The sequence below is a fragment of the Pedobacter sp. genome, from assembly GCF_046462515.1.
Lineage (GTDB): Bacteria > Bacteroidota > Bacteroidia > Sphingobacteriales > Sphingobacteriaceae > Pedobacter.
This window is the reverse complement of sequence record NZ_JBKGVD010000009.1, coordinates 41,611-66,726: the sequence shown is the minus strand read 5'-3', so window position 1 is coordinate 66,726 and position 25,116 is coordinate 41,611. Positions and strand designations below refer to the sequence as shown.

Here is a 25,116-nt window from a genome sequence, read left to right as displayed (position 1 = left end):
GTTTAAGAAAATAAAATCAGTTGAGTTCAAGTAAAACAGGGCAGTGATCAGAATGTATAGCATCGGGTAAAATCCTTACGTTTTTTAAGCTGTTTTCCATTTCACGTGTGGTTAAATGGTAGTCAATACGCCAACCTAAATTTTTTCCTCTAGCTCCTGCGCGGTAACTCCACCAAGTATAATGATGAGGGTCTTGGTTAAAATGCCTAAAAGAATCGATAAAACCATTATTGATAAAAATTTCCATCCATTCCCTTTCCTCTGGCAAGAAACCAGATGAATTGGCATTTGATTTAGGATTATGGATATCGATAGGCTTATGGCAAATATTGTAATCGCCAGAGATAATCAAGTGAGGGTGTTCTTTTCGCAGCCCATGAATGTAATTGTTGAAGAAAGCCATAAACTCATATTTTTTTGCCTGCCTTTCATCTCCGCTAGAACCCGATGGCATATAAAGGCTCATTAAAGAAAAGGAATCAAAATCGGCTCTCAATATCCGGCCTTCTTTATCAATCCATTCTTCACCACATCCGTATTCTACGTGATTGGGTTTGATTTTAGTTAAAATAGCTACCCCGCTGTATCCTTTTTTTTCTGCAGCAAACCAGTAATGATGGTAACCTAATTGTTCAATTAGCGCTATAATATCAGGAATTTGCTCTTTTAATGCCTTTACTTCCTGTAAGCAGACCATATCAGCATCAGTGGCCTGCAACCAGTTAAAAAGACCTTTTGTTGCAGCAGCACGAATGCCGTTAACATTGTATGATATGATTTTCATCTAAACTTTATTTTAATCCTAATGCTTTTTCTAATTTTTTAGCTTCCCTCTTTTTTAAAACAGTAACCGTCATAGCCACATCTTCAACAGGTCTGTCGGCTTTCCCGGTTTTTACATCAGAAATACTGTCAACCATGTCCAAGCCTTTTATTACTTCGCCAAATACAGTATAATTTCTGTCTAAATGAGGAGTACCGCCAATGGTTTTATAAACCTCACGCTGATAACTTGGAATTTTGTGTTTCAATCTCTTTTGTTCTAACTGATCAAGCTGCTCATCTGTAAATGTTTTGCCCTGAACAATATAAAACTGGCTGCCACTCGAAGCCTTTTCGGGATTAACTCCATCACCTTCTCTGGCAGCCGCAAGCACGCCTTTTTTGTGAAATAAGCTATCTCTAAATTCTGCCGGTATGGTGTATTTTGGTCCACCATTACCCAAAAGAGAATCAGGATGAGCATTTTTTGAGGTAGGATCCCCACCTTGTATCATAAAGTTCTTAATTACCCGATGAAATAACGAGCCGTTAAAATAACCCTGTTTTGCCAGTTTGATAAAATTATCGCGGTGCAAAGGCGTTTCATTATACAGCATAATGATACATTCTCCCTTTTCGGTCGTGATTTTTATGTATTGATGTTTGGGTTTTGCAGCAAAAGCATTAAGGCACAGAAATGTAAAAAAAAGAGCTAAAAATCTTTTCATAATGTGGTTTATTAGTAATCTTGCTAAGATATTTAAAATTTTTGAGCCTTGGTTACTACGGTGCATTTTAAGGGTTAAAAAAAAATATTTTACATTTGTACTTTATGAGGTTTAACCGAAAAATAGCTTTTAGTCTTTGTGTCTTCTACATTGTAAGTGTATTGGGCCTGGCTTTGAGTATGCATTTTTGCGGAGGCAAATTAGCATCGGTTGATCTTTTTACCAATGAAACGGCTTGTGGAATTTGCAAGAATGAACCGGTAAATAAAGCAGATAACAAATGTTGTAAAAATACTCAGGTAGATTTAAAAATAAAAGACAGTCATCAAATGACTGTTGCGGTTAAATTGCCAGAAGTTTTTTCAGTAGATGTGGCTTTACCTTTTCCGATAATCGCAAATGATGTAATATTTGATCAGCCAGCTTTAATACATTTCTTTAATAAAGCACCTCCCGAACCTCCAAAACTTGGGTTATATGTGCTTAACCGTGTTTTTAGAATTTAGGATTTATACCGCGAACAAAAGGTTTGCGGAAGAAATTTTATCGGATAAAATTTTATAAATCTTAAATTAAAAATCATGAAATCATTAAAAGTTATCTTAAGCTTTTTGGTGCTTTTTGCTATAAATAAAGTATCTGCTCAACAAGTTTCTAAAGTTGAATTACAGGCTACAGGTTTAACCTGTTCAATGTGTTCGCAGGCTACAGAAAAATCTATCAGATCATTATCATATGTAAGCGATGTTCAGCCAGACCTGAACAAAAATGTTTTTGTAATTACATTCAAAAAAGACGCAGAAGTAAATTTTGATGATCTGAGCAAAAAAGTTATCGATGCCGGTTTTTCTGTTGGAAAACTGGACGCAACAATTGACTTTGATAATGCAAAGGTTGATTCAAACGGACAAACTGTGATAAAAGGCAAGGTTTATCATTTTGTAAATGCCAAAGAAAAAACCCTTAGCGGTCCTACAAGAGTTACGGTAATTGATAAAAATTTTGTTTCTAACAACACCTTCAAACAAAAATCAAAAGAATTAAAATTAAATACTTACACAACAGGAACAGGCGTAATAAATGGCAAAAAAACCAGAGTTTACCATTTAAGTATTTAATAACGGATGAAAAGAGGAATATTGATATTGCTGATGGGTTTATTAACAGGCCTATCGGCAATTGCACAAGAACTGTATATCTATTCTGAACCTGCAAGCAACATGCCCACAAAATCTATTGGTGTACGTTTAACTACCGAAGGAGCAATAAATCCTAAATTTACCAATAGATTAATGCCCGAAGTGATGTTTGGATTAAACAAGAATTTGATGTTTCATTTACAAGGATTTGTTTCTGATGCAAAAGGCAGGTATGCTATTGAGGGCGGAAGTGTGTATGCAAAATATCGCTTCTTGTCTTTAGATGAAGCGCATAGCCATTTTAGAGGCGCTGTATTTGGAAGAGTAAGTACAAGCAATTTACCGCTAGTAACAGAAGACATCAATTTAGAGGGAGATAATTCTGGTTGGCAGGCAGGAGTTATATTTACGCAATTGTTACATAAATTAGCCATCTCAGGTACTGTTGGCTATAACCAGGCTTTTGATGTAAAAAGCAAGCAGGTGGCAGGAATGCCCACTCCTGATAAAATGATAAACTACAGTGTATCTTCAGGTTATTTGCTCCTGCCTTTTGTGTACAAAAACTACAAGCAACCAAACTTTAACCTTTATTTTGAGGTTTTAGGAAAAACCAATCCCGAAAATGGAAAATCTTATCTTGATTTTGCTCCGGCAGTTCAGTTTATTTTTAACAGCCGCACCCGGATTGATTTAGGGTACAGGTTTCAGGTTGCGGGCGATATGCAGAACAGATACCTAAAGAACATGTATCTGGCCCGTTTGGAATTAAACTTCTTTAACGCATTAAAATAAAAAAATAACAAAACATAAAACAAAAAGAACGATATGAAAAAGATATTTTATTTAGTAGCCATGTTGATGATAATAGGCTTAAATGTAAACGCACAAAGTGTAGTTGCCAAAAGAGAGTTTAACAACGCTCTTAAAGCATATTTTGAAACCAAAAATGCTTTAACTAAAGATAACGCGACAGAAGCGGGCGCGGGAGCTCAAAAGCTGCTAACAGTAATTGAAGAATTTCCGGTAAAAACATTAAGTGCAACGCAACAAGCAGAGTGGAATAAAGTAAATGGAGAATTGAAAAAATCTCTACAACCTATGCCAGCAGAAACAGATTTAAAAGCACAAAGAAAAAACTTCGACGGCGTGGCTACTTCAATGATCAAGCTGGTTAAAAATCTTAACTTGAATAATGAAGAAGTTTATGTGCAGTACTGCCCTATGGTTAAGAAAAGTTGGCTAAATGAGGTAAAACCAGTTCAAAATCCATTTTATGGAAGCAAAATGTTTGCCTGTGGAGAAGTAACAGAAACCATAGCTAAAAAATAAGATGAAGCTGCATATCAAAAATATGGTATGCGACCGCTGTAAAATGGTGGTTAAGGCCGAGCTGAAAAGTATCGGCCTTAACCCTGTTGGTATTGAACTGGGAGAAGTGACCTTGTTAGATAAAACCCTAAGTGATGCGCAGTTAGATAAAGTAAAAGCAGCTTTAGCCAGAGTAGGTTTTGAACTTTTAGAAGACAGGGCCAAAGTGATCACAGAAAAAATCAAAACGCTGATTATAGATTTGGTTCATTATACAGCAGAGCCGCTTAAGGTTAATTTATCTAGCTATTTAAGCGATAAATTAGGGATGGATTACTCACAGCTGAGTTCCCTATTTTCTAATACGGCTAAGATTACCATTGAACATTACTATATCAGACAAAAAACTGAACGGGTAAAAGAACTTTTAGCTTATAATGAGTTAACTTTAAGTGAAATTGCTTTTCAACTTAATTATAGTAGTGTGGCACATCTTTCGGCTCAGTTCAAAAAAGAAACGGGTTTAACACCTTCTCAGTTTAAGAGCAGTAGCGAACGTAATACCATAGATAAGATCTGATTTCTTATCATACATCAACGATCTGATAAAACCAGGATTGTATTTTTGCATGATTAAGAACAAATAAAGCGGAAAAATTAAAAACCCTAAAAGTATCATTTTATGAAAAAATTATTTCTATTCTTAATTGCGGCTACATTTAGCGTTGCTGCATTTGCACAAACTAAATGGACTACGGATCCGATGCATTCATTCGTGAATTTTTCGGTAAAACATTCGGGAATATCTCTGGTAAACGGATCTTTTAAAAAGTTTAACGGAGAGTTTACCTCTGATAAAGCTGACTTCACTGATGCAAAAGTTTCTTTTACAGTAGAGGTAGCCAGTGTAAGCACCAGTGTTGAGATGAGAGATAACCACTTAAAAACTGATGATTTCTTCAATGCAGAGAAATATCCTAAAATGACTTTTGAAAGTACATCAATGAAAAAGCTTAAAGGCAATGAGTATGAACTTAATGGTAAATTAACCATTAGAGATGTAACTAAAGATGTCACGTTTAAAGTTACTTATGGTGGAGAAGTGAAAGACCAAAGAGGTAATGTAAAAGCGGGATTTGCCGCAACAACTACGATTAACCGTTTAGATTATAATATAAAATATGATCCTACAGGTGCAGGGGTAGCAAAAGATGTAGACATTACTTTAAACCTACAGTTCGTAAAATCTAAATAATAGCATAAAAATAATCAGAAATGAGCTTGTTGGGTTTTACTTAACAAGCTCATTTTTTTTAAAGGCAGGAGATATGGAAACCTTAAACCAATTTAAAAACTTTACGCAAAACCTGGCAAAAACAGATCAAATGCCTGTTGTGTTTATGGGGCATGGTTCGCCTATGAACGGTATTGAAAATAATGAATTCAGTACCAATTGGACAAATGTAGCGCAGGGAATAGAAAAGCCCGCGGCAGTATTGGTAATTTCTGCGCATTGGTTTACCAGAGGTACTAAGATAACAGCCATGGATTTTCCTCCAACTATACACGATTTTGGTGGCTTTCCTCAGGCTTTGTTTGATGTGCAATATCCTGCTCCCGGAAATCCTCTTTTAGCTCGAGAAACAGCAGAATTATTAACTTCTGCTCATGTAGAACTGGATCATGATTGGGGATTAGATCATGGTGCCTGGACAGTGGTTCGTCATATGTATCCAGAGGCAAATATTCCGGTGCTACAATTGAGTATAGATTTTACACAAGGTCCGGCATATCATTATAGTTTAGCCAAAGAACTTTCGGCATTGCGTAAAAAAGGCGTATTGATATTAGGCAGTGGAAATATTGTTCACAATTTAAGGATGATGAGCTGGGAGATGATTAATGGCGGCGGATACGACTGGGCAATAGAAGCGAGTTATCGCTTTAAAAAAGCCATCATAGACCGTGATCATCAGACTTTGATCAACTATCAGAATATGGGTAGCGAGGCTCGTTTGGCAGTACCAACTCCCGAGCACTATTTACCATTGATCTATAGCCTTGCGCTACAAGGAGAAAAAGAAAACACATTGCTTTTTAACGATAAAGAAGTAGGAGGTTCTTTAACCATGACGTCTGTTCTAATCGCTTAGTCTTTCCTTAAAATTATTTTTTAAGTTTTATGCGTCAGCATAAAATTTTATAAACTTTTATGCTTAATGTATAACAGCCTACCCTGTGTGTTGCAGTAACTTTGTATATCAAAATTATTGATTATGAAACATACTTATAACGTAACAGGCATGACCTGTTCAGGCTGTGAAAATGCCGTGAAAACCAAATTAATGTCTATCCCAGAAATTACAGAAGTTATCCCTTCAAAAGACACAAAAACCGCGGTAATTACGATGGATAAACATGTGGCAACTGATAAACTACAGGAAGCGCTTGGAGGTACAAATTCGAACTACCAGATTAGCGAACAAATTTAATCGGGATATGCGTTATTTTCTGTTGGGTATTGCGTTGCTGTTGCAGTTAGGTAATACGGCGAAGGCACAAAAAGTAGTTAGATATGATTTATATGTAACCGATACTCTTGTAAATTATACAGGTAAGGTAAAAAGGGCAATAGCTGTAAATGGAAGCATACCTATGCCAACATTAACCTTTACCGAAGGCGATACCGCAGAAATTTACGTACATAACAAACTTAAAGAAGAAACAGCTTTGCACTGGCATGGACTGTTTTTACCCAACCAATATGATGGCGTTCCGTATTTAACACAAATGCCAATTAAACCTAATACAACTTATCTGTATCGTTTCCCTATCATTCAGAATGGAACATACTGGTACCATAGTCATAGTGGTTTTCAAGAGCAGATTGGCATGTATGGGGCTATGATTCTCAATAAAAAACAAGAACCTTCAATCAAAACGCTACCGGTTATATTAAGTGAATGGGCAGATATGAAACCTGAACAAATTGATAGGAGTTTGCATAATGCCTCAGATTGGTTTGCCATTAAAAAGGGGGCAACGCAAAGTTATGCAGAAGCCATGAAAGCAGGCCATTTGGATACTAAGATTACAAATGAGTGGAAGAGAATGACCGCTATGGATGTAAGTGATGTGTATTATGATAGGTTTTTGGTTAATGGAAAACAGAGCTTTGAATATAAGAATCTGAAAGCTGGAGAAAAAATAAGATTGAGAATTGCAAATGCTGGCGCTTCTTCTTATTTCTGGTTGAGTTATGCCGGAGGCAAAATCAAAGTGGTTGCAAATGATGGGAATGATGTGGTTCCTGTTGAAGTGGATAGGCTTTTAATTGCAGTTTCTGAAACGTATGATGTAGAAGTTACCTTACCTGAAAATAAAAGCTATGAATTTCTGATAACACCTGAAGACAGGACAAAACATGCTTCTTTATGGTTAGGTTCGGGAGAAAAGGTTGAAGCAACAAAAATGCCTAAACTGAAATATTTTGAAGGCATGAAGATGATGAATGATATGATGGATATGAAGGGGAACATTATAGAGATGAAAGGGATGAAAATGCAGAATCAGGTTATGGATATGAACATGGTTATGTACCCTGAAGCCGAAAAAGAGATACCTGTAACCCTGAATTATGATATGCTGAAATCTCCCGAAGAAACAACCTTGCCAAAAGGACCTGTAAAAGAACTTAGTTTTGAACTTACGGGTAACATGAGCCGTTATGTGTGGACGATGGATAATAAAACTGTTTCAGAAACAGATCGTATCCTGATTAAAAAAGGAGAAAATGTACGCATCATTTTATATAATAATAGTATGATGCGACACCCTATGCATTTACACGGGCATGATTTTAGATTGTTGAACAAACAAGGGAAAAATGCGCCATTAAAAAACGTATTGGATATCATGCCAATGGAACGAGATACCATTGAGTTTGCGGCTAATACCAGCGGAGACTGGTTCTTCCATTGCCATATTCTGTATCACATGATGAGCGGTATGGGCAGAATTTTCAGTTATGAGAACTCACCTAAAAATCCGGAAATCCCTGATCCTAAATATGCGCAGCGTAAATTGTATGCAGACGATAGGATGTTCCATTTTATGGCGCAGAATGATTTTGCCAGTAATGGTAATGACGGTATGGCCATGCTGGCAAATACCCGTTGGAACCTGACAACCGAATGGCGTTTAGGCTATAATAATATGCATGGCTATGAAGTTGAAACACATTTTGGAAGATATGTTGACCGCATGCAATGGTTCATGCCCTTTGTAGGGTTCGATTGGAGATACCGTAAAATGGGGACAGATGAACATGAAAAGAATATCTTTGGACAGAAAAACACTAAAGACAGCAGAGCAATGTTTAGTGTGGGGTTTACCTACCTATTGCCAATGTTGGTACAGGCTCAAGCAGAAGTTTACCATGATGGAACATTAAGATTGCAGTTTATGAGAGAAGATATTCCTGTTTCAAAAAGATTAAGAGCAAGTATAATGTGGAATACAGATAAAGAGTATATGGGTGGATTGAAATTTATTGCCTCCAAGAATCTGGCCATATCTTCGCATTATGATAGTGATATGGGTTTGGGAGCAGGAATTACCTTAAATTACTAATCCGTAATACCAACAATATACCTGATAAAGAAAATATCTGTTACCCCGAATTTATTTCCGGGTTTGCAAGCGATGAATTTTATAATTTATTTAATGCACTTAGCGTAGAAATTTGGGACTAATCCCATTTCCTTTACAAAACCAGCAGGATCAAGAGAGAAATTAATATTTTCGTTTATATGGAAATGTTATTTTCATTGTTTTTCCATCAATAAACCCTTCTATCCAAGCGAGTAAAGATTTCTTCCCCTGATTCTGATAGTAAATATTTTGAGGAAAATCGTGCCCCTTGTTTTCAAAAGTGAAAGTCTTTTGCTTAAACGATACCAGTTTGAAATTGGTTTCACCTTCATTACCTGCTTCATATCCAGTAACGCACAGATACCATATGCCATTAATTTTTTTCAATACCATGGTTTCGGTTAATTTACCTTCGTTTTTGTGGTTATATTGATACGAATTTCCAATTAAACTATCTCCCTGTATTTTCCAGTTTTCAATGATTTTTCCTTTTCCTTTTTCAAATTCCCATGACCCAATTAAAAACTTAAAGTCATTAATTTTCTGAGCCATGCAGTTAACAGAGCCAAGAAATATCAAAGAAAGCAGGGCTAAACTTCTCACGGTTAAATAATTCTCTTTAATAAATTCAGTATGCGACTTTTTCCTTCATAAGGCGGGTACACCAAAGAACTAAAATCAATTTTAGATTGTATAACTACAGCTCTTTCATGAGAAAAGCTTTTAAATCCAAAAAAACCATGGCTGCTGCCAAGTCCGCTATGGTTTACTCCACCAAAAGGAAGCTTAGGATTTGCAATATGGATTAAAACATCGTTTACACAGGCACCACCAGAAGAAGTCCTGCTTAAAATATCTTTAATGTTTTTCCTGCTTTGGCTAAAGATATATAAGGCCAAAGGTTTCGGCTTCTGGTTAATGATATCAATAGCTTCATTTAAGTTCTTATAAGTAAGCACAGGCAGTACAGGGCCAAATATCTCTTCGGTCATTACGGCCGATTTAGGAGTTACCTGACGTAAAACCACTGGATTGATCACTAAGGCTTTCTCATCAAATTTTCCTCCCAAAACTATTCTTGCCCCATCTGTTATAGCTTGATCTACAAGGGTTTTTAAACGATGGAAATGAGGTTTATTTACAATTTTACCATAAGAAGCAGGGTTGATTTTTTCATCCCCTATAAAGAACATTGCTTGAACAAAGTCTTTATATAGCCCTATAAATTCGTCGGCATTTTGCTCATGTATCAATACATAGTCAGGAGCAATACAGGTTTGCCCGCAATTAACCAGTTTTCCCCAGGCAATTTTTTGTGCTGTTTTTTTAAGATCGGCAGTAGAATCAATTATCGTGGGTGATTTACCCCCTAGCTCAAGTGTTACTGAACTTAAATTTTTAGCGGCGGCTTCCATTACAATTTTTCCTACCGCTGTGCTGCCCGTAAAAAAGATATGATCAAAAGATAAAGCTAATAATTGGGTTGCGGTATCTTTATCGCCTTCAATACAGGCAACCTCTTCTTCACAAAAAATGCTTCCAATAATTTTACTGATGATATGGCTGGTTGCCGGGCTCAGTTCAGAAGGCTTGATAATGGTACAATTTCCGGCAGCGATACTGGATATTAAGGGAGCCATAACCAGTTGAAAAGGATAATTCCATGGTGATAGAATTAGGCATACGCCTTTAGGTTCATAATAAATCCTGTTTTTGGCAAAGGGATTGCTCAAGGTTTTACCCACCCGTTTAGGATGCATCCAGCTTTTCAGGTTTTTAATGGCAAAATCTATTTCTCCGTTAATTAAAACAACTTCGGTAACTGCTGCCTCAAAAGAACTTTTACCTAAATCCTTACTTAAAGCATCATAAATCTGGCTTTCGTATTTTCTGATACTTTCTTTGAGCGTTTTTAGTTTATGTATTCGTTGAAGTGCATTGGTTTTTTTGACCGTGGGATGATGCTTTTTTTGCTGCTCAAAAATCAAATTTGCTCTTGAGTTCATGTGACATTTGATGGGGGGCCTAGTTAAATATAGTTAAACCCGGTTAGTTTTTATTAAAAATACATTTAAATGCTGCATCTTGCAACCAAAATTAAGATAAAATGAAAAAACTGTCCGTTTTTACGTTGATTTTGTTTTTCACTTTTAAAGTGTTTGCCCAGACTCAAAAAACAGATGTTCTGGTTATTGGTAACAACAATGCCGCTGCAGCTGCCGCAATACAGGCCGTTCAGTCTGATGTAAAAGTTATCTTGCTTTTACAGGCCGGAGGTTTTGATATTGATCCTGTTGTTAAAGATATTAATTCGGGTATACAGCTTAATTTTATAAATAAACTAACTGCTAAAGAGACTTTTAATAAACAAGATGCAAATACTGCATTAACTCTTCTGACAGATAGCCTTAAAAAGCTAACGATAATCAAAAATGTAAACTGGATAAAGGCAAATAAATCTGGTAATGGCTGGAGTCTTACCTTGTCTAATGGTCAAACCATTAAAGCCAAGATTTTAATCAACACAGCCGATATAAAACTCAATAATGCATTGAAGCTCAATGTACCGGAAAGGCAGCTTTGGCAAACAGTAGATTATTTAAATAATATTTACAGAACAAGCATCGCCGCCGGTAAAAGGGTAAATAACAGCAATATCACACAGGCTTCACTATATCGCTTTTTAATCCCTCAACAGGAAACTTTTTTATGGCTTGCAGATAATAGTATGTTAAGCGGACAAGCTGCGGGAGCTATAGCGGCCTACGGTGCTTTTTTTAACGTAAAATTATCGCAAGTAGATGTAAAGAAAATACAGGGAGAGCTCCTTAAATTTAAACTGAACCTTATCCCGTTCGCAGATGTTCCGATAAACAATCCTAATTGGGGCGCAATACAAAAAACAGGAGTGATGGGGGTAATTAAAGGACAAACTGAAGATAATCAGTTGTACTTTATACCTGAAAAAGAAATTACAACAGAAGAGATAAAGCAACCATTAAAAGATCATTTCTATAAAGCACAGATTTGGTTTGACGACCATACAAAACCCTTTCTCACCTTAAATGATGCATTGGATTTGGTTTGCTATATCGGCAATAAAGCAAGAGAAAGCTCAGAAAAAGAGGCGCAAAAGAAATGGAAAATCACATACGGTTTCAAAACAGACTTTGATCTCAATAAAACGGTTACCCGTCAGGAGCTGGCAGTTCTTTTACAAGATTTCTCACCTCCTTTTTTAGTAACCACAGATAAGGAAGGAAATATACAACGTTAAAACGCTTTAATGTAACATTTGTAAAACCTTAAATGTGTTTAGGCTGAGAGAAAGCAATTTTTAAATAACTTGCGTAAAATAATCCTAAACAGAATGAAAAAATATTTATCTCTCTTTTTATTGTTTGGCTCAACAGTACATGCGCAACTTGCGCCATTAACTGTAAACAAGATTATGCGTGACCCAAAATGGATGGGAACTTCTCCTGAAAACTATACTTGGTCTGCCGACAGTAAAACGGTTTATTTTAACTGGAACCCTGAAAATAAAGATAAAATACAACCCTATAAAGTCAGTATCTCAAACAATAAAGTAGATAAAGCCGAGGATAAAGAGGCAGATAAAGCTGCGCCTTTAAACTATACTTACAACAAAGATCGTTCTTTAGGGTTATTGGAAAAGGGAGGAGATATTTATCTTTTTAACTTTAAAAGTAATAAAGAAACCCGCTTAACCAACACACTGGATCGTGAAAGTGGTGCCCGCTTTCTGTTTAATAATGATGTGGTTTACCAACGTGGAGATAATTTGTACCTGCACAATTTGGTAACAGGAGAATTAAAACAGCTTACCAATTTTATTAAAGGTAAACCTACCAATCAGCAAACGCCAAGAGTAATGCCTACACAACAAGATACATGGTTGCGCAATGATCAGATGGCTTTATTTGACGTGTTGAAAAGCCGGAATGCGGCAGGAGCAAACAGGACAAGATTTGGAGGTAGAGGAGGCGCATTTAACAGTGGTGAACAACGTACCATTAAACCGGTTTATCTAGAAGATAATTTCCTTTCGGGTGTGGTTGCAAGCCCCGATGCGCATTACGTAAGTTATCGTCTTATTACACCGTCCGCAAACAATAAAAATACAATTGTTCCTAATTATGTAACCGCTTCTGGTTATACCGAAGATATTAACGGGCGCACTAAAGTAGGTGAAACTCTTTCTACCTATAAAACGTTTTTGTATGATGTAATTAGAGATACCCTATATGCAATAAACACTTCGCAAATACCAGGTATTAAAGATCTGCCTGATTATGTAAAAGATTACCCTAAAGAATTAGAAGAGCGCACAAAAAAGAACGAAGACCGTAAAGTTAATTTAGGTGTTGCAAACTGGAACGAAACAGGAACTTTTGCGGTAATTACGGCAAGATCTCAGGATAATAAAGATTTCTGGATATTAAAGCTGGACCCAGCTACAGGTAATGTAAGTTTAATTGACCGCCAACGCGATGAAGCCTGGATCGGAGGCCCCGGCGTAGGGCGAGATGTGCAATGGATAGATAACAATCGGTTCTATTTTCAGAGTGAAGCCACAGGCTACTCTCATTTATATGTTTACAACATTGTTACAGGCGAGAAAAAACAATTGACCTCTGGGAAATGGGAGGTACAACGTGTGCAGCTGTCAAAAGATAAAAGTACATTTTATATTTCGGCCAATAAGGAACATCCCGGAATAACGCATTTTTATAAAATGAGTGTAAATGGAGGAGATCTGATTCAAATTACTTCTATGAAAGGAGGTAATGAGGTTACACTGTCGCCCGACGAAAAATGGCTGGCTATTAATTATTCTTATATGAATAAGCCTTGGGAGCTTTATATACAAGCCAATAAGCCCGGCGCTAAAGCGGTACAGATTACCAAATCAACCTCAGCAGAATTTGATAGCTATAAATGGCGTGAACCAATTATGGAGGTATTTAAAAACCGTTACGGTGCGGATGTTTATGCAAGAGTTTATCCGGCTGCGAATCCTCACCCAAATAAACCGGCGGTTGTTTTTGTACATGGAGCCGGGTATCTTCAAAATGTGCACTACTGGTGGAGCCAGTACTTTAGAGAATATATGTTTAATAACCTGCTTGCAGATAATGGTTATACTGTAATTGATATTGATTATACAGCAAGTTCAGGATATGGTAGAGACCACCGTACAGGTATATACAGACATATGGGTGGAAAAGACCTTACCGATCAGGCAGATGGCGTTAAATTATTGGTTGATAAATACGGTGTTAATCCTAAAAATGTAGGTATTTACGGCGGATCATACGGGGGCTTTATTACTTTAATGGCTTTATTTAATCAAAATGATGTATTCAGGGCGGGAGCTGCATTAAGATCGGTAACAGATTGGGCACATTATAATCATGGTTATACCGCAAATATTCTTAATGAACCTTACAATGACCCCAATGCTTATAAATTGAGTTCTCCAATCTACTTCGCAGATAGGTTAAAAGGTGATTTATTGATGTTGCATGGAATGGTTGATGTAAACGTACATTTTCAGGATATTGTACGTTTATCGCAACGATTAATAGAGTTGGGAAAAGATAATTGGGAGCTGGCTGTGTATCCGGTAGAAGACCATGGCTTTGTAGAACCAAGCAGTTGGACAGATGAGTACAAACGCATTTTCAAATTGTTTGAAACAACGTTGAAAAAATAAGAAAGCAATACTGTAAAGTGGCCTAAATTCCTGCCTTTATCCAGAACTTGTTTCAGGAAATTAAAGATGGAATCTTTAATGAAATGAAAAAAAGGAATTTAGGCTCCTTTTTAATTTCTATGGTGTCTGTTAACGGATCAGGTAGGTACTGAGCTTTTCATGGCAATTTGTATTCTGTCTACTTGACTAAGGTGTCTGATTATGTGATTGATGAAAAACAGAAAAGCATCACCCAATTTAAGTTTTATTAAGCTTGAAATCGAAGTTTGAATTTTCACCTTATTTAAACTCACATTTCTGGATTGAGTAAGTAGATCTAATAACTTTACCTGTTGTTGAATAAACTGATCAATTACCTTTTTATCAAGATTAGCATTCAGAGGATTTTTATCTTTAAAAGTCTTCATCTTGTTTAAACTTTCTTTTGGCAGCATGCTTTTTGCAAAGTAACTGCCCAAAAATCCACTTTTAAATTCGGGTTCACTTCGTGTTTTTGAAATTTTGATTTTGTTTTCTATTTCTGGCAAATAGAAATCGCCATACAAATTCAAATGTTCTAAACATTCTAAAATACTCCAAGAAGCCGCATGTTGCTTCCAGGTTAAAGCCTTTAAGTTAGTGGCTTTTAATTTTTCAACTTGATTAATGATTTCTCTTGTCTGCTCAATTTGCGATTGTATTAAACTTTCGGAATCCATTTCTTAATTTTTTTATACAAAGGTCAAAAAAGCATTTTTCATAATCCTTGATTAAAGTCAAGACTTTTTTAATCGAGATAAGGTTTCAGCACTCATTCTTAAATAATTAGCAATATGTTTATGGGGAATTTCTTGAAAAAGCTGCGGGCTTCTTTTTAAAACTCTTTCATATCGTTCCTTTGGAGAATTGGTAAGAATATCGATTTCCCGGTCCATTTGCTGAATAACCAAATTTTCTAAAATTTGTGTCCACGCATTCCTGTTATTTTCTAAAAATTTTTCAATTTGTTCTTTAGTGATAACTTTTAATACTGTTTTTTTGATGGCTTGTACATAAAGTAGGGAGGGTTTACCCGTTAAAAAAGAATCTAATAATACAATTAAATTATCTTTATAGCCAAATCTGATGGTCTGCTCTTCATAATCGTCTAAAACGAAAACTCTTAAACTTCCACTTACAATGTAGTATACATTTCTGTCAATGCTGCCTTTTACTTTTAGGAATTCGTTTCTATCGATAGTGATTTCCTTGTCTGAAAGGGCTACAATTTCTTTCATTATCATGTATTGGGATACTTATACTACTCAAAGATATGATTTAAAATCTTTGCATAAGTTTTGCAAGGGTTAAGCGCTGCTTTTTATCTAAACCTATATTGATTTTTCGTAATTGAAATATAACAACCAAGTCGAGCAATACATAGAATCTGAGTTTCTTACGCTTAGAGCTAAATCCTATAGAATTAAACTAATTTGTTTTTTCTTAACTATAATTTTTATCTATATCTATATAGTAAATAGTGATTAAGATCAGCTTGTTAGGCAGAGTTATTAAGCGTACCTTTGTATATCGAAAATTTTAAACATTATAATATTATGAGTTTAGTAGGTAAAAAATTTCCAAGTATTGCTATTGATGCGATTTCTGAAATGGGCGACAATTTAAAGATAAACATCTTTGAAGAAGCAGTAAAAAACAACAGTAAAGTATTACTATTCTGGTATCCAAAAGACTTTACTTTTGTATGTCCTACAGAATTGCATGCTTTTCAAGCGGCATTACCTGAATTTAAATCAAGAAATACAGTAGTTATCGGTGCATCTTGCGATACTAATGAGGTACATTTTGCATGGTTAAATACACCAAAAGATAATGGGGGTATAGAAGGTGTTACTTATCCTCTTTTAGCTGATACGCACAGACAACTATCTAACATTTTAGGTATTTTAGATCAGGAAGTAGAATATGATGAAGAAGGAAACGAAACTTACCACGGTTCAAATGTTTCTTACCGTGCAACATACCTGATTGATGAAACAGGAAAAGTTTTCCATGAAAGCGTAAACGATATGCCTGTAGGTAGAAATGTAAAAGAATATTTGCGTTTAATTGATGCTTATGCTCACGTTCAGTCTCATGGTGAAGTTTGTCCTGCAAACTGGGAAGAAGGTAAAACAGCAATGAATGCCGACAGAGCAGGTGTTGCTGCTTACTTAAGTGCTAATTAATAAATTAAGGAGTTTTTATGTTTTTAGAATTAACAGCTGATAACTTGCAACAATACGTTGCTGAAAATCAGAAGGTAATGGTTCAGTATGCCGCAACTTGGTGTGGCAATTGCAGAATTATGAAGCCTAAATTTAAAAAACTGGCTTCAGAAAATGAAGATGTTGCTTTCCTGATTGTTGATGCTGAGAAATTTCCGGAATCGAGAAAACTGGCAAAAGTTGATAATTTGCCGACATTTGCTGCATTTGAAAACGGATTTTTGGTAGATCAGGTGCAAACAAATAAAGCAGAGGTTTTAACCCAGCTTTTTGATAAAATAAAATAAAAAACAAGGGTGCTTCTAATGGAATCTGCACCCTAAAAATAAACGAAAATGAAAGTTCCAATCATCAGACAATTATTCGAAAATGTTGCTCCTGAAAAATTAGAAGCCACATTGGAGGTTTTAGAAGCGTTTTGTGAATTTAGAGGTGTTCATGATTCGGAAGTTGATGTTGCCGGAGAGCTAATTACAAATATTTGTGGAGCTCTGGAAGTACATGAACAAGTTAAAAACGGTGCTGGAGAAAGAGAGGCATTAAATGCGTTTTCGCAAAAGGTCTTAGGATCTATAGATCGGTAGAATTTAAAAACCCATAAAAAAGGGAGCATTTATGCTCCCTTTTTTATTACATGTATTTTTTATAAAGATTATATAAAACGCTTTTGTCATAGTCTGTCAGCGTTTGAGTAATATCCGTTTGAATAAAGTGAATTTTAAAGGCCTCAATAGCATAGTTCAATTTTCTTACATCATAGCCGATAATCCTGAGTGCATTTGTGGTGTCAAAATCAGCAGGAGGGATTTCCAATACATCGTCAAACCACAATCCATATCCTTTTTCGGCAAGTTTTTTCCACGGAAAATTTTTAGGGTCATTTTTGCGGCCTGGAGCAAAATCGGCATGGCCTATAAAGTTGGCCGTAGGAATGCTGTATTTTTTCTTTAATCCCGCTAACAAGGTACATAAGCTGTTGATTTGTGCATCTGTCCAAATATCTGTAGTGCCATTATTATCCATTTCTATGCCTATTGAGCATGAGTTCATGTCTGTAACATTACCCCATTTACCAGCTCCGGCATGTTGAGCTCTCAGATAATCGTTAACCATTTGCACTACAGAACCATCACGGCTAACCACATAATGAGCGCTTGTTCCGGTGCGGGGAAGTGTAAATGTACGGATTGTTTGGGCCAGAGAATCTTGTGCGGTATGGTGAATAATTACGAAGTTAGGCTTCCTGATACCCATATTTGTTGTTCCTGCAAAATATTGATTGGCATTTAAAGAATCGATACGCTGGTTTTCAGGTGGTGTAGCTTTAATGATCTTACTGAAATTTTTTGCATTTTGTTTGTAAACCTTGTCGGTAGCGGCATATTTACTGGTGCTGCAAGAGATAATAAACAAAGCTAGGACTAATCCATTAACAGCTATAAAGTTTTTCTTTAACAAGCTAAAAAAAGTGTTTTTTGTAAACATGAAAAGTTAATTAATAACGTAAAATTACTTGAACTATATTTTTTACTAATTTAGTGCAATAAAAATAAAAAATCAGCTACTAAATGAGTATTAAAATTATTGCAAAAATAATGTTAGGAGCAGCACTGACGGGGTCTATTGCAGCCTGCACATCTTCAAATAATAATACAGAACAGGTAAAAGACAAACATAACTTGGATTCATTGCAGGAGTATGTGGCCAACCGTTTACCTATTTATGAAAAGGTAAAACTTACCACAGACTTGAACCTGCTTACGGCTAATGAGCGTAAAGTGCTGCCTTTGCTAATTCAGGCAGCAGAAATTATGGATAAACTCTTTTGGCAACAGGCATACCCCCAACGAGACAGTTTGCTTGCTACCATTAAAGATGAAAAAACCCGTGAATTTTTGGAGATTAATTATGGCCCGTGGGACAGGCTAAATGGGGATAAACCTTTTGTATCGGGCATTGGTGAAAAACCTTTGGGTGGTACTTTTTACCCTTTGGATATGACGAAAGAAGAATTGGAAAAATCTGATGTAAAAGACAAGACAGGTCTTTATTCTGTAATCAGACGTGAAAACGGAAAACTGGTTTCTATTCCTTATCATACTTTTTATGCCACAGAACTTCAAAAAGCAAGTAGCCTGTTAAAACAAGCGGCATTATTAACCGAAGATGCAGGCTTTAAAAAATACCTGAATTTACGTGCTGATGCTTTGGTTAATGATGATTATACAGCAAGTGATTATGCCTGGCTGGATATGAAAACAAACGGTCTCGATATCATTATTGGTCCTATTGAGAACTATGAAGATAAGTTGTTTAATGCACGCGCATCATTTGAAAGCTATGTTTTGGTTAAAGATAAAGAGTGGAGCAAAAAATTATCAAAATATGTGGCTATGTTACCGGAGTTGCAAAAAGGCCTTCCGGTAGATGCCAAATATAAAAAAGAAGTACCTGGAACAGATTCTGAGCTGAATGCTTATGATGTGGTATATTATGCAGGGGATTGTAATGCCGGATCAAAAACCATCGCGGTAAATTTGCCTAATGACGAAAAAATACAACAGGAAAAAGGCACACGCCGTTCGCAGTTAAAAAATGCAATGAAAGCTAAATTTGATAAAATATTAGTGCCTATTGCTAAAGAGCTGATAGATCCTGAACAGCAACAATATATCAAATTTGATTCTTTCTTTGCCAATGTAATGTTTCATGAGGTTGCCCATGGTTTAGGAATTAAAAATACCGTAACCGGTAAAGGAACGGTAAGATCAGCGTTACAAGAACAATATTCATGGTTAGAAGAAGGAAAAGCAGATGTTTTAGGTTTATATATGGTTACAGGTTTACTTAAAAAAGGCGAACTTAAAGGAGATATCAAAGAATACTATACTACCTATATGGCCGGGATACTAAGATCTGTGCGTTTTGGTGCATCAAGTGCACATGGAAAAGCCAATATGCAGTGTTTTAACTTTTTTCAGGAAAAAGGTGCTTTTGAAAGAACTGCAAAAGGAACCTATCGGGTGAATTTCGAAAAATTTGAAAAAGCGATGAATGACCTAAGTAACGTTATACTTACCTTACAGGGTAATGGTGATAAGAGCGCAGTAGAAAAAGCCCAAAAAGAAAAAGGAATCATCAAGCCTGAACTTCAAGCAGATTTAGATCGCTTGAGCAAAAAGGGTATACCTGTTGATGTGATTTTTGAACAAGGTGTAGATGTTTTAGGAATGAAATAAGGATTGTTTTAAACAGGAAAAGGCCTCTTAAATTTGTTTTTAAGGGGCTTTTTTAATGGTTTTTGGATTCTAAAATATAAAAAATTAAAAAATCTTGTAACCTTTTGCTTTTAACGTTCGTCTATAAGAAAACAAACAAATGATAAGAGCAAGCCTCTTTAATTACTAAACTAAAATTTAAGGGAATGAAAAAAATACGCCTTTTAAGGTGCTGAAATTTTATTGCCTTAAATTTTATAAAAAATGAAACCATGAGAATAATTTACTTAACCTTACTTTCTCTAATTTGTCTTAATGTGGCCAATGCCCAGGTAAATGACAAGAAGACAACCATAAACGGGCACCTTACAGATGAACAGCAAAAACCTTTGGAATATGCTACAGTTGGTTTGTTTAAAGCCTCAGACTCATCATTGGTAAAAACCGCTTTTACCACTCCCGATGGTAAATTCCAGATTTTGGCCATAAATGCGGGCTCTTATTACATAAAAGTAAATATGATGGGATACCAGCCTTATTTAGGAAAATCGTTTACTGTGGCTGAGAATTTGCCGATATTGAACATGGATGCAATAGCATTGAAACAGGTTGGCAATACGCTGAAGACTGTAAACGTTACTGCTGTAAAACCTCTTTTAGAGCGCAAAGCAGATAAATTAGTCATGAACGTTGAAAACAGTAGTACAGCTGTTGGATCAACTGCTTTTGAAGTATTGCAAAAAGCTCCAGGTGTAACAGTAGATCAAAATGAAAATATTACCATGCAAGGTAAACAGGGCGTATTAATTATGTTGGATGGTAAACCTACTTACATGAGTAATGCTGATGTGGCCAATCTGCTAAAAAATATGCAGAGCTCTGAAGTTGAATCTATAGAGTTGATTACCAATCCCTCTTCAAAATATGATGCAGCGGGTAATGCCGGTATTATCAATATTAAAACCAAACGTAATAAAAATGCAGGTGCTAACGGTAGTTTTAATATTGGAGCGGGTTATGGCAAAAATTTTAGAATGAATACCGGTTTAAATCTTAATTACAGAAATAAACATATCAATGTTTTTGGTAACTATAATTATGGGAACGTAAAGAGAGAGAACTTTTTATCTATAGATCGGATTGCAAACGGAACTCCCAATGTATATTTCTCTCAAAAAACCACAAACCTAAGGTCTAATAATAGCAATAATTTTAAAGCAGGAATAGATTATTATATCGATAAAAATAATATCATTGGATTTTTGGTAACAGGATATCTGAACAATACTAAAGAAAATGGGGATGCCAATACCAATATGGGGAAACATTTTGGGCAGACAGATTCATTATTGGTATCAGACAGTAAAGAAAAAAGCAAATACAATAACTTTGCCTATAATGTAAATTACAAATCGGTATTGGATACAGTAGGACAGGAAATCTCTGTAGACCTTGATTACTCAAACTATACAGGGAATAATTCTACTTATTATACCAATAGGTATTTATATGCAGACCAAAGTTTTATAAGGCCAATAAATTACATCAGAAATTCCACTCCTGCTGATATCAAAATCAAAGCCTTTAAAGCTGATTACGCATTGCCTTTGGGTAAAACTGCAAAACTTGAAGCGGGTGTAAAAAGTAGCTGGGTAAAAACAGATAATAACCTGATTGCAGAAGAGCTAAAAAACAATGACTGGCAGAACGATGCGAGAAGAAGTAATCGCTTTGTTTATGATGAAAATGTGAATGCTGTTTATGCAAGTATCAATAAGGAATTTAAAGGTTTTAGCGTACAGGCAGGTTTACGTATGGAGCAAACCAATTCTAAGGGAAATCTCATTACAACCAATAATGTAGTAGAAAGAAGTTACTGGGATTTTTTCCCTACGGTATATTTACAGAAAACAATTAATAAAGATAATCAGTTAGGGCTTTCTTATGGAAGGCGTATAGACCGTCCAAGTTACGATGCTTTGAACCCCTTTATTTATTATCTTGATGAATATGCTTACAATAAAGGAAACCCTTTCTTAAATCCTCAGTACACGCATAATATAGAGCTTAATTATACCTTCAAGCAGAAATATCTTTTAACGGCTCATTACAGCAGAGTAAATGATGCAATTACACAGGTTTTATTGCCTGATGAAGAGAAAAAGGCTCTTTATCAAACCAATGCCAATCTGGCCAAAAATGTTGTGTACGGAGTTAATTTATATGTCCCGGTAAAAATTGCCAAATGGTGGAATATGAACAACACTTTGAATACTTTTCATATCATCTTTAAATCACCAAACTTGGGAGGAAAGAATTTAGAGAATAGAAAAACAGCGCTCCAGTACCGCATGCAAAATAATTTTATCATTGTAGATGGACTTACAGCAGAAACAATGGCCAATTACGAATCGCCGGTTGATTATGGAACGTTAAGCTTAAAATCAAGATATTCTTTTGATATAGGCTTTAGCAAAAGTCTAATGCAGAAGAAAGCCAGTTTAAGATTAGCGGTATCAGATTTGTTCAATATCTCGGAAACCAATCTAAAAAGTGCATATCCGGGCTTAAGCTACGATCTGTATCAGAAAAATGAAAGCCGTGTGGTAAGATTGAGTTTCAATTACAGGTTTGGCAAAAATGAAATTAAGCCTGCACGCAGACGAACAACGGGTACAGAAGATGAGCAGGGAAGAATGAAAAATTAAGAAAATTAAAAGGGTATAAATTGGTTGATTAAAAACTGATTATACCCTTTTCTTGTCGTTATTTATCTACATATCCACAAGTCCAGCGATAATCAGGAATTGCGGGAAAAGTGAGGAAAAACTTATTAGGTCTGTCTATTTTTTCTGCTTTACCTCCGTTAAAATATCCACCTGTAAATAGTAAGTTTCCGTCTTTATCCACTTTAAAAGTACCTTTACTTTTTTGTTTAAAACCTTCATAGAAATATGTTCCATCTTTATTAATGGTAAAAGACCCCTTGGGTGTATATTGATAGGTGCCACCAACATATTTAGAAACGGTACATCCATATTTGCCGTATTTTAAATCATTTGATGTTGTTTGAGCTTTTACATCCATCATTAAGGAGGTAAATGTAAAAAACAGTAGAAAAGCATTAATTGATTTTTTCATGAATAATTATTAAGATTTCTAATTTAAATATTAGTTATTTCCTTAAGTAGCTATGTACCACTTCTTCCAGTATATTGATATCAAAAGGTTTGGATAAAAAACTGTCTGCACCCGCCTGTTCAGATAGTGATTTAATATCATTATTAGCCGAGAAATAAACAACAGGAATGCCTTTGAGCAAAGGATTTTTTTTAAGTTTCTGCGTGGCTTCTATGCCGCCAATATCTGGCAGCCAGTTATCCATAAAAATCAGATCCGGCATAAAATTAAGAACCTGTTGTTCTATATCGTTTGAAGATTCGGATGTTCTTACTTCATACCCAGCATCTTCAAGAATAAATGTGCACAGCTCTAGAATATCAGAGTTGTCATCAAAAATAAATACTTTTTTAGCTTCCATGGTCATGCGGTGTTATCCAGAGCGTTTATATTGTATATCATTTCCTCAATAGTTAATACCTTATCTGTTTTAACCATATTTATAGCCTGTTGGGGCATGTAGGGTACAGTAGCACAGTTAGGGTTCTGAACCCATACTTTTCCTCCATATGTTTTTACTTGTTCCAACCCGTTTACCCCATCGGCATTTGAGCCCGATAATAAGAGGCAGACCAATCCTTTAGTAAAGACTTCTGCAGCACTTTGAAATACAACATCTATAGAAGGTCTCGAATAATTCACTTTTTCAGAATAGTCAAGTGAAAAACTTCCATCTTTCTCAAATAATAGATGATAGTCTGAAGGCGCTATATAAACGGTTCGCGACAAGGGTTTTTCTTTTTCATCAACTTCTTTAACCTTAAGGCCCGATTTTGAGGCCAGAAGTTCGGTTAAAAGTGAATCAGTTCCCTTTTTACGATGCAGAACAATGATAATAGGAAAATTTATATCTTCATTGAGCTTTGGTATAACGTTTAACAGTACATCTAAGCTGCCTGCAGAGCCTCCTATAATTAATGCCGAACATTTTGTTTTCATTGTAATTTCCTCCATATCTTTTGGTTTTGAACCCGCTCATATTTACGGGCAATAGGAGAAAAATCAATGGTTTCTTTTGTTCCTAAAGCTAAAAAGCAATTTTTTTCTAGACTCGCATCAAATAGCTGTAGTACTTTATGTTGCAGATCCCGGTCAAAATAAATAAAAACATTGCGGCACAGAATAAGCTGAAATTCATTAAAAGAACGGTCAGAAACAAGATTGTGGGTAGAAAAGATCATCTTTTTTCTCAGGTCGCGGTTAAATTTTACCAAATCGTAAGTGGCGGTGTAATAGGAAGAAAAATCTTTGATGCCTCCTGATTCGATGTAATTTTTAGAATAGGTTTTCATTTGTGATAATGAAAAAATACCACTTTCAGCTTTTTCAAGCACTAAAGGGTTCAGATCTGTAGCGTATATTAAAGATTTGTCTAAAAGGTTCAGCTCTTTGAGTAAAATCGCAATAGAATAAGCCTCTTCACCCGTAGAGCAACCGGCCAGCCAGATTCTTATAAAAGGATAAGCTGTCAGTTTTGGAAAAATATCGCTGCGTAAACACTTGTAAAATTTAGGATCTCTGAACATCTCTGTTACGTTTACCGTAATTTCTTCTACAAATCGTTTAAAAAATTTCCTGTCGTTAATTACCTTATTCCTCAGCTGTAAGAAAGTTTCAAATTTTTCTAAAGAGAAAATCCGCATGATACGGCGTTTTATAGAAGCTCTGGCGTACTCTGTAAAATCATAGCCATGGTAAGTCAGAATCTCTTCCAATAGAGTTTCGATTTCCTGATCAGATATTTGATTCGCAATAATCACACTACAGGTATAATTTTAACAGTTCTATTAATCTATCTATGTTAACCGGTTTGGATATATAGCCAATTGCACCAGCTTTTAAACACCTTTCCCTGTCGCCTGCCATAGCCTGTGCAGTTATAGCGATTACGGGAATATTCTTTAACGTCTCATCTGCTTTCATTTTTGCCATAGCTTCATATCCATCCATCTCCGGCATCATCATGTCCATTAATACCAAAGCAATATCAGAATCTGTTTTAAGCAGCTTTAACCCTTCTACGGCAGAAGTTGTAGAAATACAGTTGTACTTTTTAGCTTTTAAAACAGCTGTGAGAGCAAAAATGTTTCTGCCATCATCGTCAATAATTAAGATTTTTTTCATAGAGATGCGATTAAT

General features: G+C 35.7%; 28 protein-coding genes. 16 read left to right on the top strand and 12 right to left on the bottom strand.

Going from position 1 to position 25,116, the window contains the following annotated elements:
• Positions 1-16 precede the first annotated feature (16 nt).
• Together ACLHG9_RS12145 and ACLHG9_RS12140 are read right to left on the bottom strand one after the other, a co-directional pair.
• Positions 17-784, bottom strand: coding sequence for an exodeoxyribonuclease III (locus ACLHG9_RS12145; RefSeq protein ID WP_410221771.1), 768 nt, complete (start codon positions 782-784; stop codon positions 17-19).
• Positions 785-791: 7 nt separating this feature from the next.
• Positions 792-1,490 (bottom strand): peptidylprolyl isomerase, encoded by a 699-nt coding sequence (locus ACLHG9_RS12140; protein WP_410221770.1) that lies wholly within the window; start codon positions 1,488-1,490, stop codon positions 792-794.
• Between the two features lie 104 nt (positions 1,491-1,594).
• Between ACLHG9_RS12140 and ACLHG9_RS12135 the strand changes: the two genes are divergently transcribed.
• The 9 genes from ACLHG9_RS12135 (at position 1,595) to ACLHG9_RS12095 (ending at position 8,572) form a co-directional block, all read left to right on the top strand.
• Entirely contained in the window at positions 1,595-1,996 is a 402-nt protein-coding gene (locus tag ACLHG9_RS12135; protein WP_410221769.1) for an HYC_CC_PP family protein, read from the top strand.
• 75 nt (positions 1,997-2,071) lie between these two features.
• Positions 2,072-2,608, top strand: coding sequence for a heavy-metal-associated domain-containing protein (locus ACLHG9_RS12130; RefSeq protein ID WP_410221768.1), 537 nt, complete (start codon positions 2,072-2,074; stop codon positions 2,606-2,608).
• A 6-nt stretch (positions 2,609-2,614) separates the two neighbouring features.
• On the top strand, positions 2,615-3,424 hold the full coding sequence (locus ACLHG9_RS12125) for a hypothetical protein (RefSeq protein ID WP_410221767.1): 810 nt from the start codon (positions 2,615-2,617) through the stop codon (positions 3,422-3,424).
• Positions 3,425-3,457: 33 nt separating this feature from the next.
• On the top strand, positions 3,458-3,961 hold the full coding sequence (locus tag ACLHG9_RS12120; RefSeq protein ID WP_410221766.1) for a DUF3347 domain-containing protein: 504 nt from the start codon (positions 3,458-3,460) through the stop codon (positions 3,959-3,961).
• A gap of 1 nt (position 3,962) precedes the next feature.
• Positions 3,963-4,520: a helix-turn-helix domain-containing protein gene (locus tag ACLHG9_RS12115; protein WP_410221765.1), complete on the top strand. Its 558-nt coding sequence runs from the start codon at positions 3,963-3,965 to the stop codon at positions 4,518-4,520.
• Between the two features lie 102 nt (positions 4,521-4,622).
• Complete coding sequence (locus ACLHG9_RS12110) at positions 4,623-5,195, top strand: YceI family protein (protein ID WP_410221764.1); 573 nt, start codon at positions 4,623-4,625, stop codon at positions 5,193-5,195.
• 73 nt (positions 5,196-5,268) lie between these two features.
• Positions 5,269-6,093, top strand: coding sequence for a 4,5-DOPA dioxygenase extradiol (ygiD, locus tag ACLHG9_RS12105; protein ID WP_410221763.1), 825 nt, complete (start codon positions 5,269-5,271; stop codon positions 6,091-6,093).
• A 123-nt stretch (positions 6,094-6,216) separates the two neighbouring features.
• On the top strand, positions 6,217-6,432 hold the full coding sequence (locus tag ACLHG9_RS12100; RefSeq protein ID WP_410221762.1) for a heavy-metal-associated domain-containing protein: 216 nt from the start codon (positions 6,217-6,219) through the stop codon (positions 6,430-6,432).
• 7 nt (positions 6,433-6,439) lie between these two features.
• Positions 6,440-8,572 (top strand): multicopper oxidase family protein, encoded by a 2,133-nt coding sequence (locus tag ACLHG9_RS12095; protein ID WP_410221761.1) that lies wholly within the window; start codon positions 6,440-6,442, stop codon positions 8,570-8,572.
• A gap of 162 nt (positions 8,573-8,734) precedes the next feature.
• Here ACLHG9_RS12095 and ACLHG9_RS12090 read toward each other — a convergent pair whose 3' ends face one another.
• Both ACLHG9_RS12090 and ACLHG9_RS12085 read right to left on the bottom strand, forming a co-directional pair.
• Entirely contained in the window at positions 8,735-9,145 is a 411-nt protein-coding gene (locus tag ACLHG9_RS12090) for a DUF6265 family protein (RefSeq protein WP_410221760.1), read from the bottom strand.
• Positions 9,146-9,198: 53 nt separating this feature from the next.
• The gene (locus ACLHG9_RS12085; protein ID WP_410221759.1) at positions 9,199-10,599 is read right to left on the bottom strand and encodes an aldehyde dehydrogenase family protein; all 1,401 of its coding nucleotides are present in this window, start codon (positions 10,597-10,599) and stop codon (positions 9,199-9,201) included.
• Positions 10,600-10,700: 101 nt separating this feature from the next.
• Between ACLHG9_RS12085 and ACLHG9_RS12080 the strand changes: the two genes are divergently transcribed.
• Positions 10,701-11,870, top strand: a complete 1,170-nt coding sequence (locus ACLHG9_RS12080; protein ID WP_410221758.1) for a hypothetical protein — start codon at positions 10,701-10,703, stop codon at positions 11,868-11,870.
• A 93-nt stretch (positions 11,871-11,963) separates the two neighbouring features.
• Positions 11,964-14,333: a prolyl oligopeptidase family serine peptidase gene (locus ACLHG9_RS12075; protein ID WP_410221757.1), complete on the top strand. Its 2,370-nt coding sequence runs from the start codon at positions 11,964-11,966 to the stop codon at positions 14,331-14,333.
• A 137-nt stretch (positions 14,334-14,470) separates the two neighbouring features.
• Here ACLHG9_RS12075 and ACLHG9_RS12070 read toward each other — a convergent pair whose 3' ends face one another.
• Entirely contained in the window at positions 14,471-15,031 is a 561-nt protein-coding gene (locus ACLHG9_RS12070) for a DinB family protein (RefSeq protein ID WP_410221756.1), read from the bottom strand.
• 57 nt (positions 15,032-15,088) lie between these two features.
• Positions 15,089-15,589, bottom strand: coding sequence for a Crp/Fnr family transcriptional regulator (locus ACLHG9_RS12065; RefSeq protein ID WP_410221755.1), 501 nt, complete (start codon positions 15,587-15,589; stop codon positions 15,089-15,091).
• 318 nt (positions 15,590-15,907) lie between these two features.
• Between ACLHG9_RS12065 and ACLHG9_RS12060 the strand changes: the two genes are divergently transcribed.
• The 3 genes from ACLHG9_RS12060 to ACLHG9_RS12050 are packed head-to-tail and all read left to right on the top strand — an operon-like array spanning position 15,908 to position 17,163.
• Entirely contained in the window at positions 15,908-16,540 is a 633-nt protein-coding gene (locus ACLHG9_RS12060; RefSeq protein ID WP_410221754.1) for a peroxiredoxin, read from the top strand.
• 17 nt (positions 16,541-16,557) lie between these two features.
• Positions 16,558-16,866, top strand: a complete 309-nt coding sequence (locus ACLHG9_RS12055; RefSeq protein WP_410221753.1) for a thioredoxin family protein — start codon at positions 16,558-16,560, stop codon at positions 16,864-16,866.
• Positions 16,867-16,914: 48 nt separating this feature from the next.
• Positions 16,915-17,163, top strand: a complete 249-nt coding sequence (locus tag ACLHG9_RS12050) for a DUF6952 family protein (RefSeq protein ID WP_410221752.1) — start codon at positions 16,915-16,917, stop codon at positions 17,161-17,163.
• A 46-nt stretch (positions 17,164-17,209) separates the two neighbouring features.
• Here the strand turns inward: ACLHG9_RS12050 and ACLHG9_RS12045 are convergent, their stop codons facing one another.
• On the bottom strand, positions 17,210-18,064 hold the full coding sequence (locus tag ACLHG9_RS12045; protein ID WP_410221751.1) for an N-acetylmuramoyl-L-alanine amidase: 855 nt from the start codon (positions 18,062-18,064) through the stop codon (positions 17,210-17,212).
• Positions 18,065-18,147: 83 nt separating this feature from the next.
• On the opposite strand from ACLHG9_RS12045, the gene ACLHG9_RS12040 reads away from it, so the two are divergent.
• Together ACLHG9_RS12040 and ACLHG9_RS12035 are read left to right on the top strand one after the other, a co-directional pair.
• Complete coding sequence (locus tag ACLHG9_RS12040) at positions 18,148-19,818, top strand: dipeptidyl-peptidase 3 family protein (protein ID WP_410221750.1); 1,671 nt, start codon at positions 18,148-18,150, stop codon at positions 19,816-19,818.
• 251 nt (positions 19,819-20,069) lie between these two features.
• Positions 20,070-22,505 carry a TonB-dependent receptor domain-containing protein gene (locus tag ACLHG9_RS12035; protein WP_410221749.1) on the top strand — a complete coding sequence of 812 codons (2,436 nt, stop codon included), beginning with the start codon at positions 20,070-20,072 and terminating at the stop codon, positions 22,503-22,505.
• A gap of 58 nt (positions 22,506-22,563) precedes the next feature.
• Here the strand turns inward: ACLHG9_RS12035 and ACLHG9_RS12030 are convergent, their stop codons facing one another.
• From ACLHG9_RS12030 to ACLHG9_RS12010, 5 genes are read right to left on the bottom strand one after another with little or no spacing between them, the layout of a single operon-like run.
• Positions 22,564-22,938 carry a hypothetical protein gene (locus ACLHG9_RS12030; RefSeq protein WP_410221748.1) on the bottom strand — a complete coding sequence of 125 codons (375 nt, stop codon included), beginning with the start codon at positions 22,936-22,938 and terminating at the stop codon, positions 22,564-22,566.
• Positions 22,939-22,972: 34 nt separating this feature from the next.
• A complete protein-coding gene (locus ACLHG9_RS12025) occupies positions 22,973-23,338 on the bottom strand; it encodes a response regulator (RefSeq protein WP_410221747.1) in 366 nt (121 codons plus the stop codon).
• Between the two features lie 2 nt (positions 23,339-23,340).
• Positions 23,341-23,916, bottom strand: coding sequence for a chemotaxis protein CheB (locus ACLHG9_RS12020; RefSeq protein WP_410221746.1), 576 nt, complete (start codon positions 23,914-23,916; stop codon positions 23,341-23,343).
• A complete protein-coding gene (locus ACLHG9_RS12015) occupies positions 23,913-24,737 on the bottom strand; it encodes a CheR family methyltransferase (RefSeq protein ID WP_410221745.1) in 825 nt (274 codons plus the stop codon). The genes ACLHG9_RS12020 and ACLHG9_RS12015 overlap by 4 nt, the downstream gene beginning before the upstream one ends.
• A 1-nt stretch (position 24,738) precedes the next feature.
• On the bottom strand, positions 24,739-25,101 hold the full coding sequence (locus tag ACLHG9_RS12010; RefSeq protein ID WP_410221744.1) for a response regulator: 363 nt from the start codon (positions 25,099-25,101) through the stop codon (positions 24,739-24,741).
• Positions 25,102-25,116 lie beyond the last annotated feature (15 nt).

What these genes read in the sequence shown, in the direction of transcription:
- ACLHG9_RS12050 (WP_410221752.1), top strand. Translation starts at nt 16,915, where the DNA reads ATGAAAGTTCCAATCATCAGACAATTATTCGAAAATGTTGCTCCTGAA.
- ACLHG9_RS12075 (WP_410221757.1), top strand. Translation starts at nt 11,964, where the DNA reads ATGAAAAAATATTTATCTCTCTTTTTATTGTTTGGCTCAACAGTACAT.
- ACLHG9_RS12055 (WP_410221753.1), top strand. Translation starts at nt 16,558, where the DNA reads ATGTTTTTAGAATTAACAGCTGATAACTTGCAACAATACGTTGCTGAA.
- ACLHG9_RS12025 (WP_410221747.1), bottom strand. Translation starts at nt 23,338, where the DNA reads ATGGAAGCTAAAAAAGTATTTATTTTTGATGACAACTCTGATATTCTA.
- ACLHG9_RS12085 (WP_410221759.1), bottom strand. Translation starts at nt 10,599, where the DNA reads ATGAACTCAAGAGCAAATTTGATTTTTGAGCAGCAAAAAAAGCATCAT.
- ACLHG9_RS12130 (WP_410221768.1), top strand. Translation starts at nt 2,072, where the DNA reads ATGAAATCATTAAAAGTTATCTTAAGCTTTTTGGTGCTTTTTGCTATA.
- ACLHG9_RS12120 (WP_410221766.1), top strand. Translation starts at nt 3,458, where the DNA reads ATGAAAAAGATATTTTATTTAGTAGCCATGTTGATGATAATAGGCTTA.
- ACLHG9_RS12090 (WP_410221760.1), bottom strand. Translation starts at nt 9,145, where the DNA reads ATGGCTCAGAAAATTAATGACTTTAAGTTTTTAATTGGGTCATGGGAA.
- ACLHG9_RS12115 (WP_410221765.1), top strand. Translation starts at nt 3,963, where the DNA reads ATGAAGCTGCATATCAAAAATATGGTATGCGACCGCTGTAAAATGGTG.
- ACLHG9_RS12065 (WP_410221755.1), bottom strand. Translation starts at nt 15,589, where the DNA reads ATGAAAGAAATTGTAGCCCTTTCAGACAAGGAAATCACTATCGATAGA.
- ACLHG9_RS12040 (WP_410221750.1), top strand. Translation starts at nt 18,148, where the DNA reads ATGAGTATTAAAATTATTGCAAAAATAATGTTAGGAGCAGCACTGACG.
- ACLHG9_RS12135 (WP_410221769.1), top strand. Translation starts at nt 1,595, where the DNA reads ATGAGGTTTAACCGAAAAATAGCTTTTAGTCTTTGTGTCTTCTACATT.
- ACLHG9_RS12095 (WP_410221761.1), top strand. Translation starts at nt 6,440, where the DNA reads ATGCGTTATTTTCTGTTGGGTATTGCGTTGCTGTTGCAGTTAGGTAAT.
- ACLHG9_RS12100 (WP_410221762.1), top strand. Translation starts at nt 6,217, where the DNA reads ATGAAACATACTTATAACGTAACAGGCATGACCTGTTCAGGCTGTGAA.
- ACLHG9_RS12140 (WP_410221770.1), bottom strand. Translation starts at nt 1,490, where the DNA reads ATGAAAAGATTTTTAGCTCTTTTTTTTACATTTCTGTGCCTTAATGCT.
- ACLHG9_RS12125 (WP_410221767.1), top strand. Translation starts at nt 2,615, where the DNA reads ATGAAAAGAGGAATATTGATATTGCTGATGGGTTTATTAACAGGCCTA.
- ACLHG9_RS12110 (WP_410221764.1), top strand. Translation starts at nt 4,623, where the DNA reads ATGAAAAAATTATTTCTATTCTTAATTGCGGCTACATTTAGCGTTGCT.
- ACLHG9_RS12145 (WP_410221771.1), bottom strand. Translation starts at nt 784, where the DNA reads ATGAAAATCATATCATACAATGTTAACGGCATTCGTGCTGCTGCAACA.
- ACLHG9_RS12035 (WP_410221749.1), top strand. Translation starts at nt 20,070, where the DNA reads ATGAGAATAATTTACTTAACCTTACTTTCTCTAATTTGTCTTAATGTG.
- ACLHG9_RS12080 (WP_410221758.1), top strand. Translation starts at nt 10,701, where the DNA reads ATGAAAAAACTGTCCGTTTTTACGTTGATTTTGTTTTTCACTTTTAAA.
- ACLHG9_RS12045 (WP_410221751.1), bottom strand. Translation starts at nt 18,064, where the DNA reads ATGTTTACAAAAAACACTTTTTTTAGCTTGTTAAAGAAAAACTTTATA.
- ACLHG9_RS12070 (WP_410221756.1), bottom strand. Translation starts at nt 15,031, where the DNA reads ATGGATTCCGAAAGTTTAATACAATCGCAAATTGAGCAGACAAGAGAA.
- ACLHG9_RS12010 (WP_410221744.1), bottom strand. Translation starts at nt 25,101, where the DNA reads ATGAAAAAAATCTTAATTATTGACGATGATGGCAGAAACATTTTTGCT.
- ACLHG9_RS12060 (WP_410221754.1), top strand. Translation starts at nt 15,908, where the DNA reads ATGAGTTTAGTAGGTAAAAAATTTCCAAGTATTGCTATTGATGCGATT.
- ACLHG9_RS12030 (WP_410221748.1), bottom strand. Translation starts at nt 22,938, where the DNA reads ATGAAAAAATCAATTAATGCTTTTCTACTGTTTTTTACATTTACCTCC.
- ACLHG9_RS12020 (WP_410221746.1), bottom strand. Translation starts at nt 23,916, where the DNA reads ATGAAAACAAAATGTTCGGCATTAATTATAGGAGGCTCTGCAGGCAGC.
- ygiD (WP_410221763.1), top strand. Translation starts at nt 5,269, where the DNA reads ATGGAAACCTTAAACCAATTTAAAAACTTTACGCAAAACCTGGCAAAA.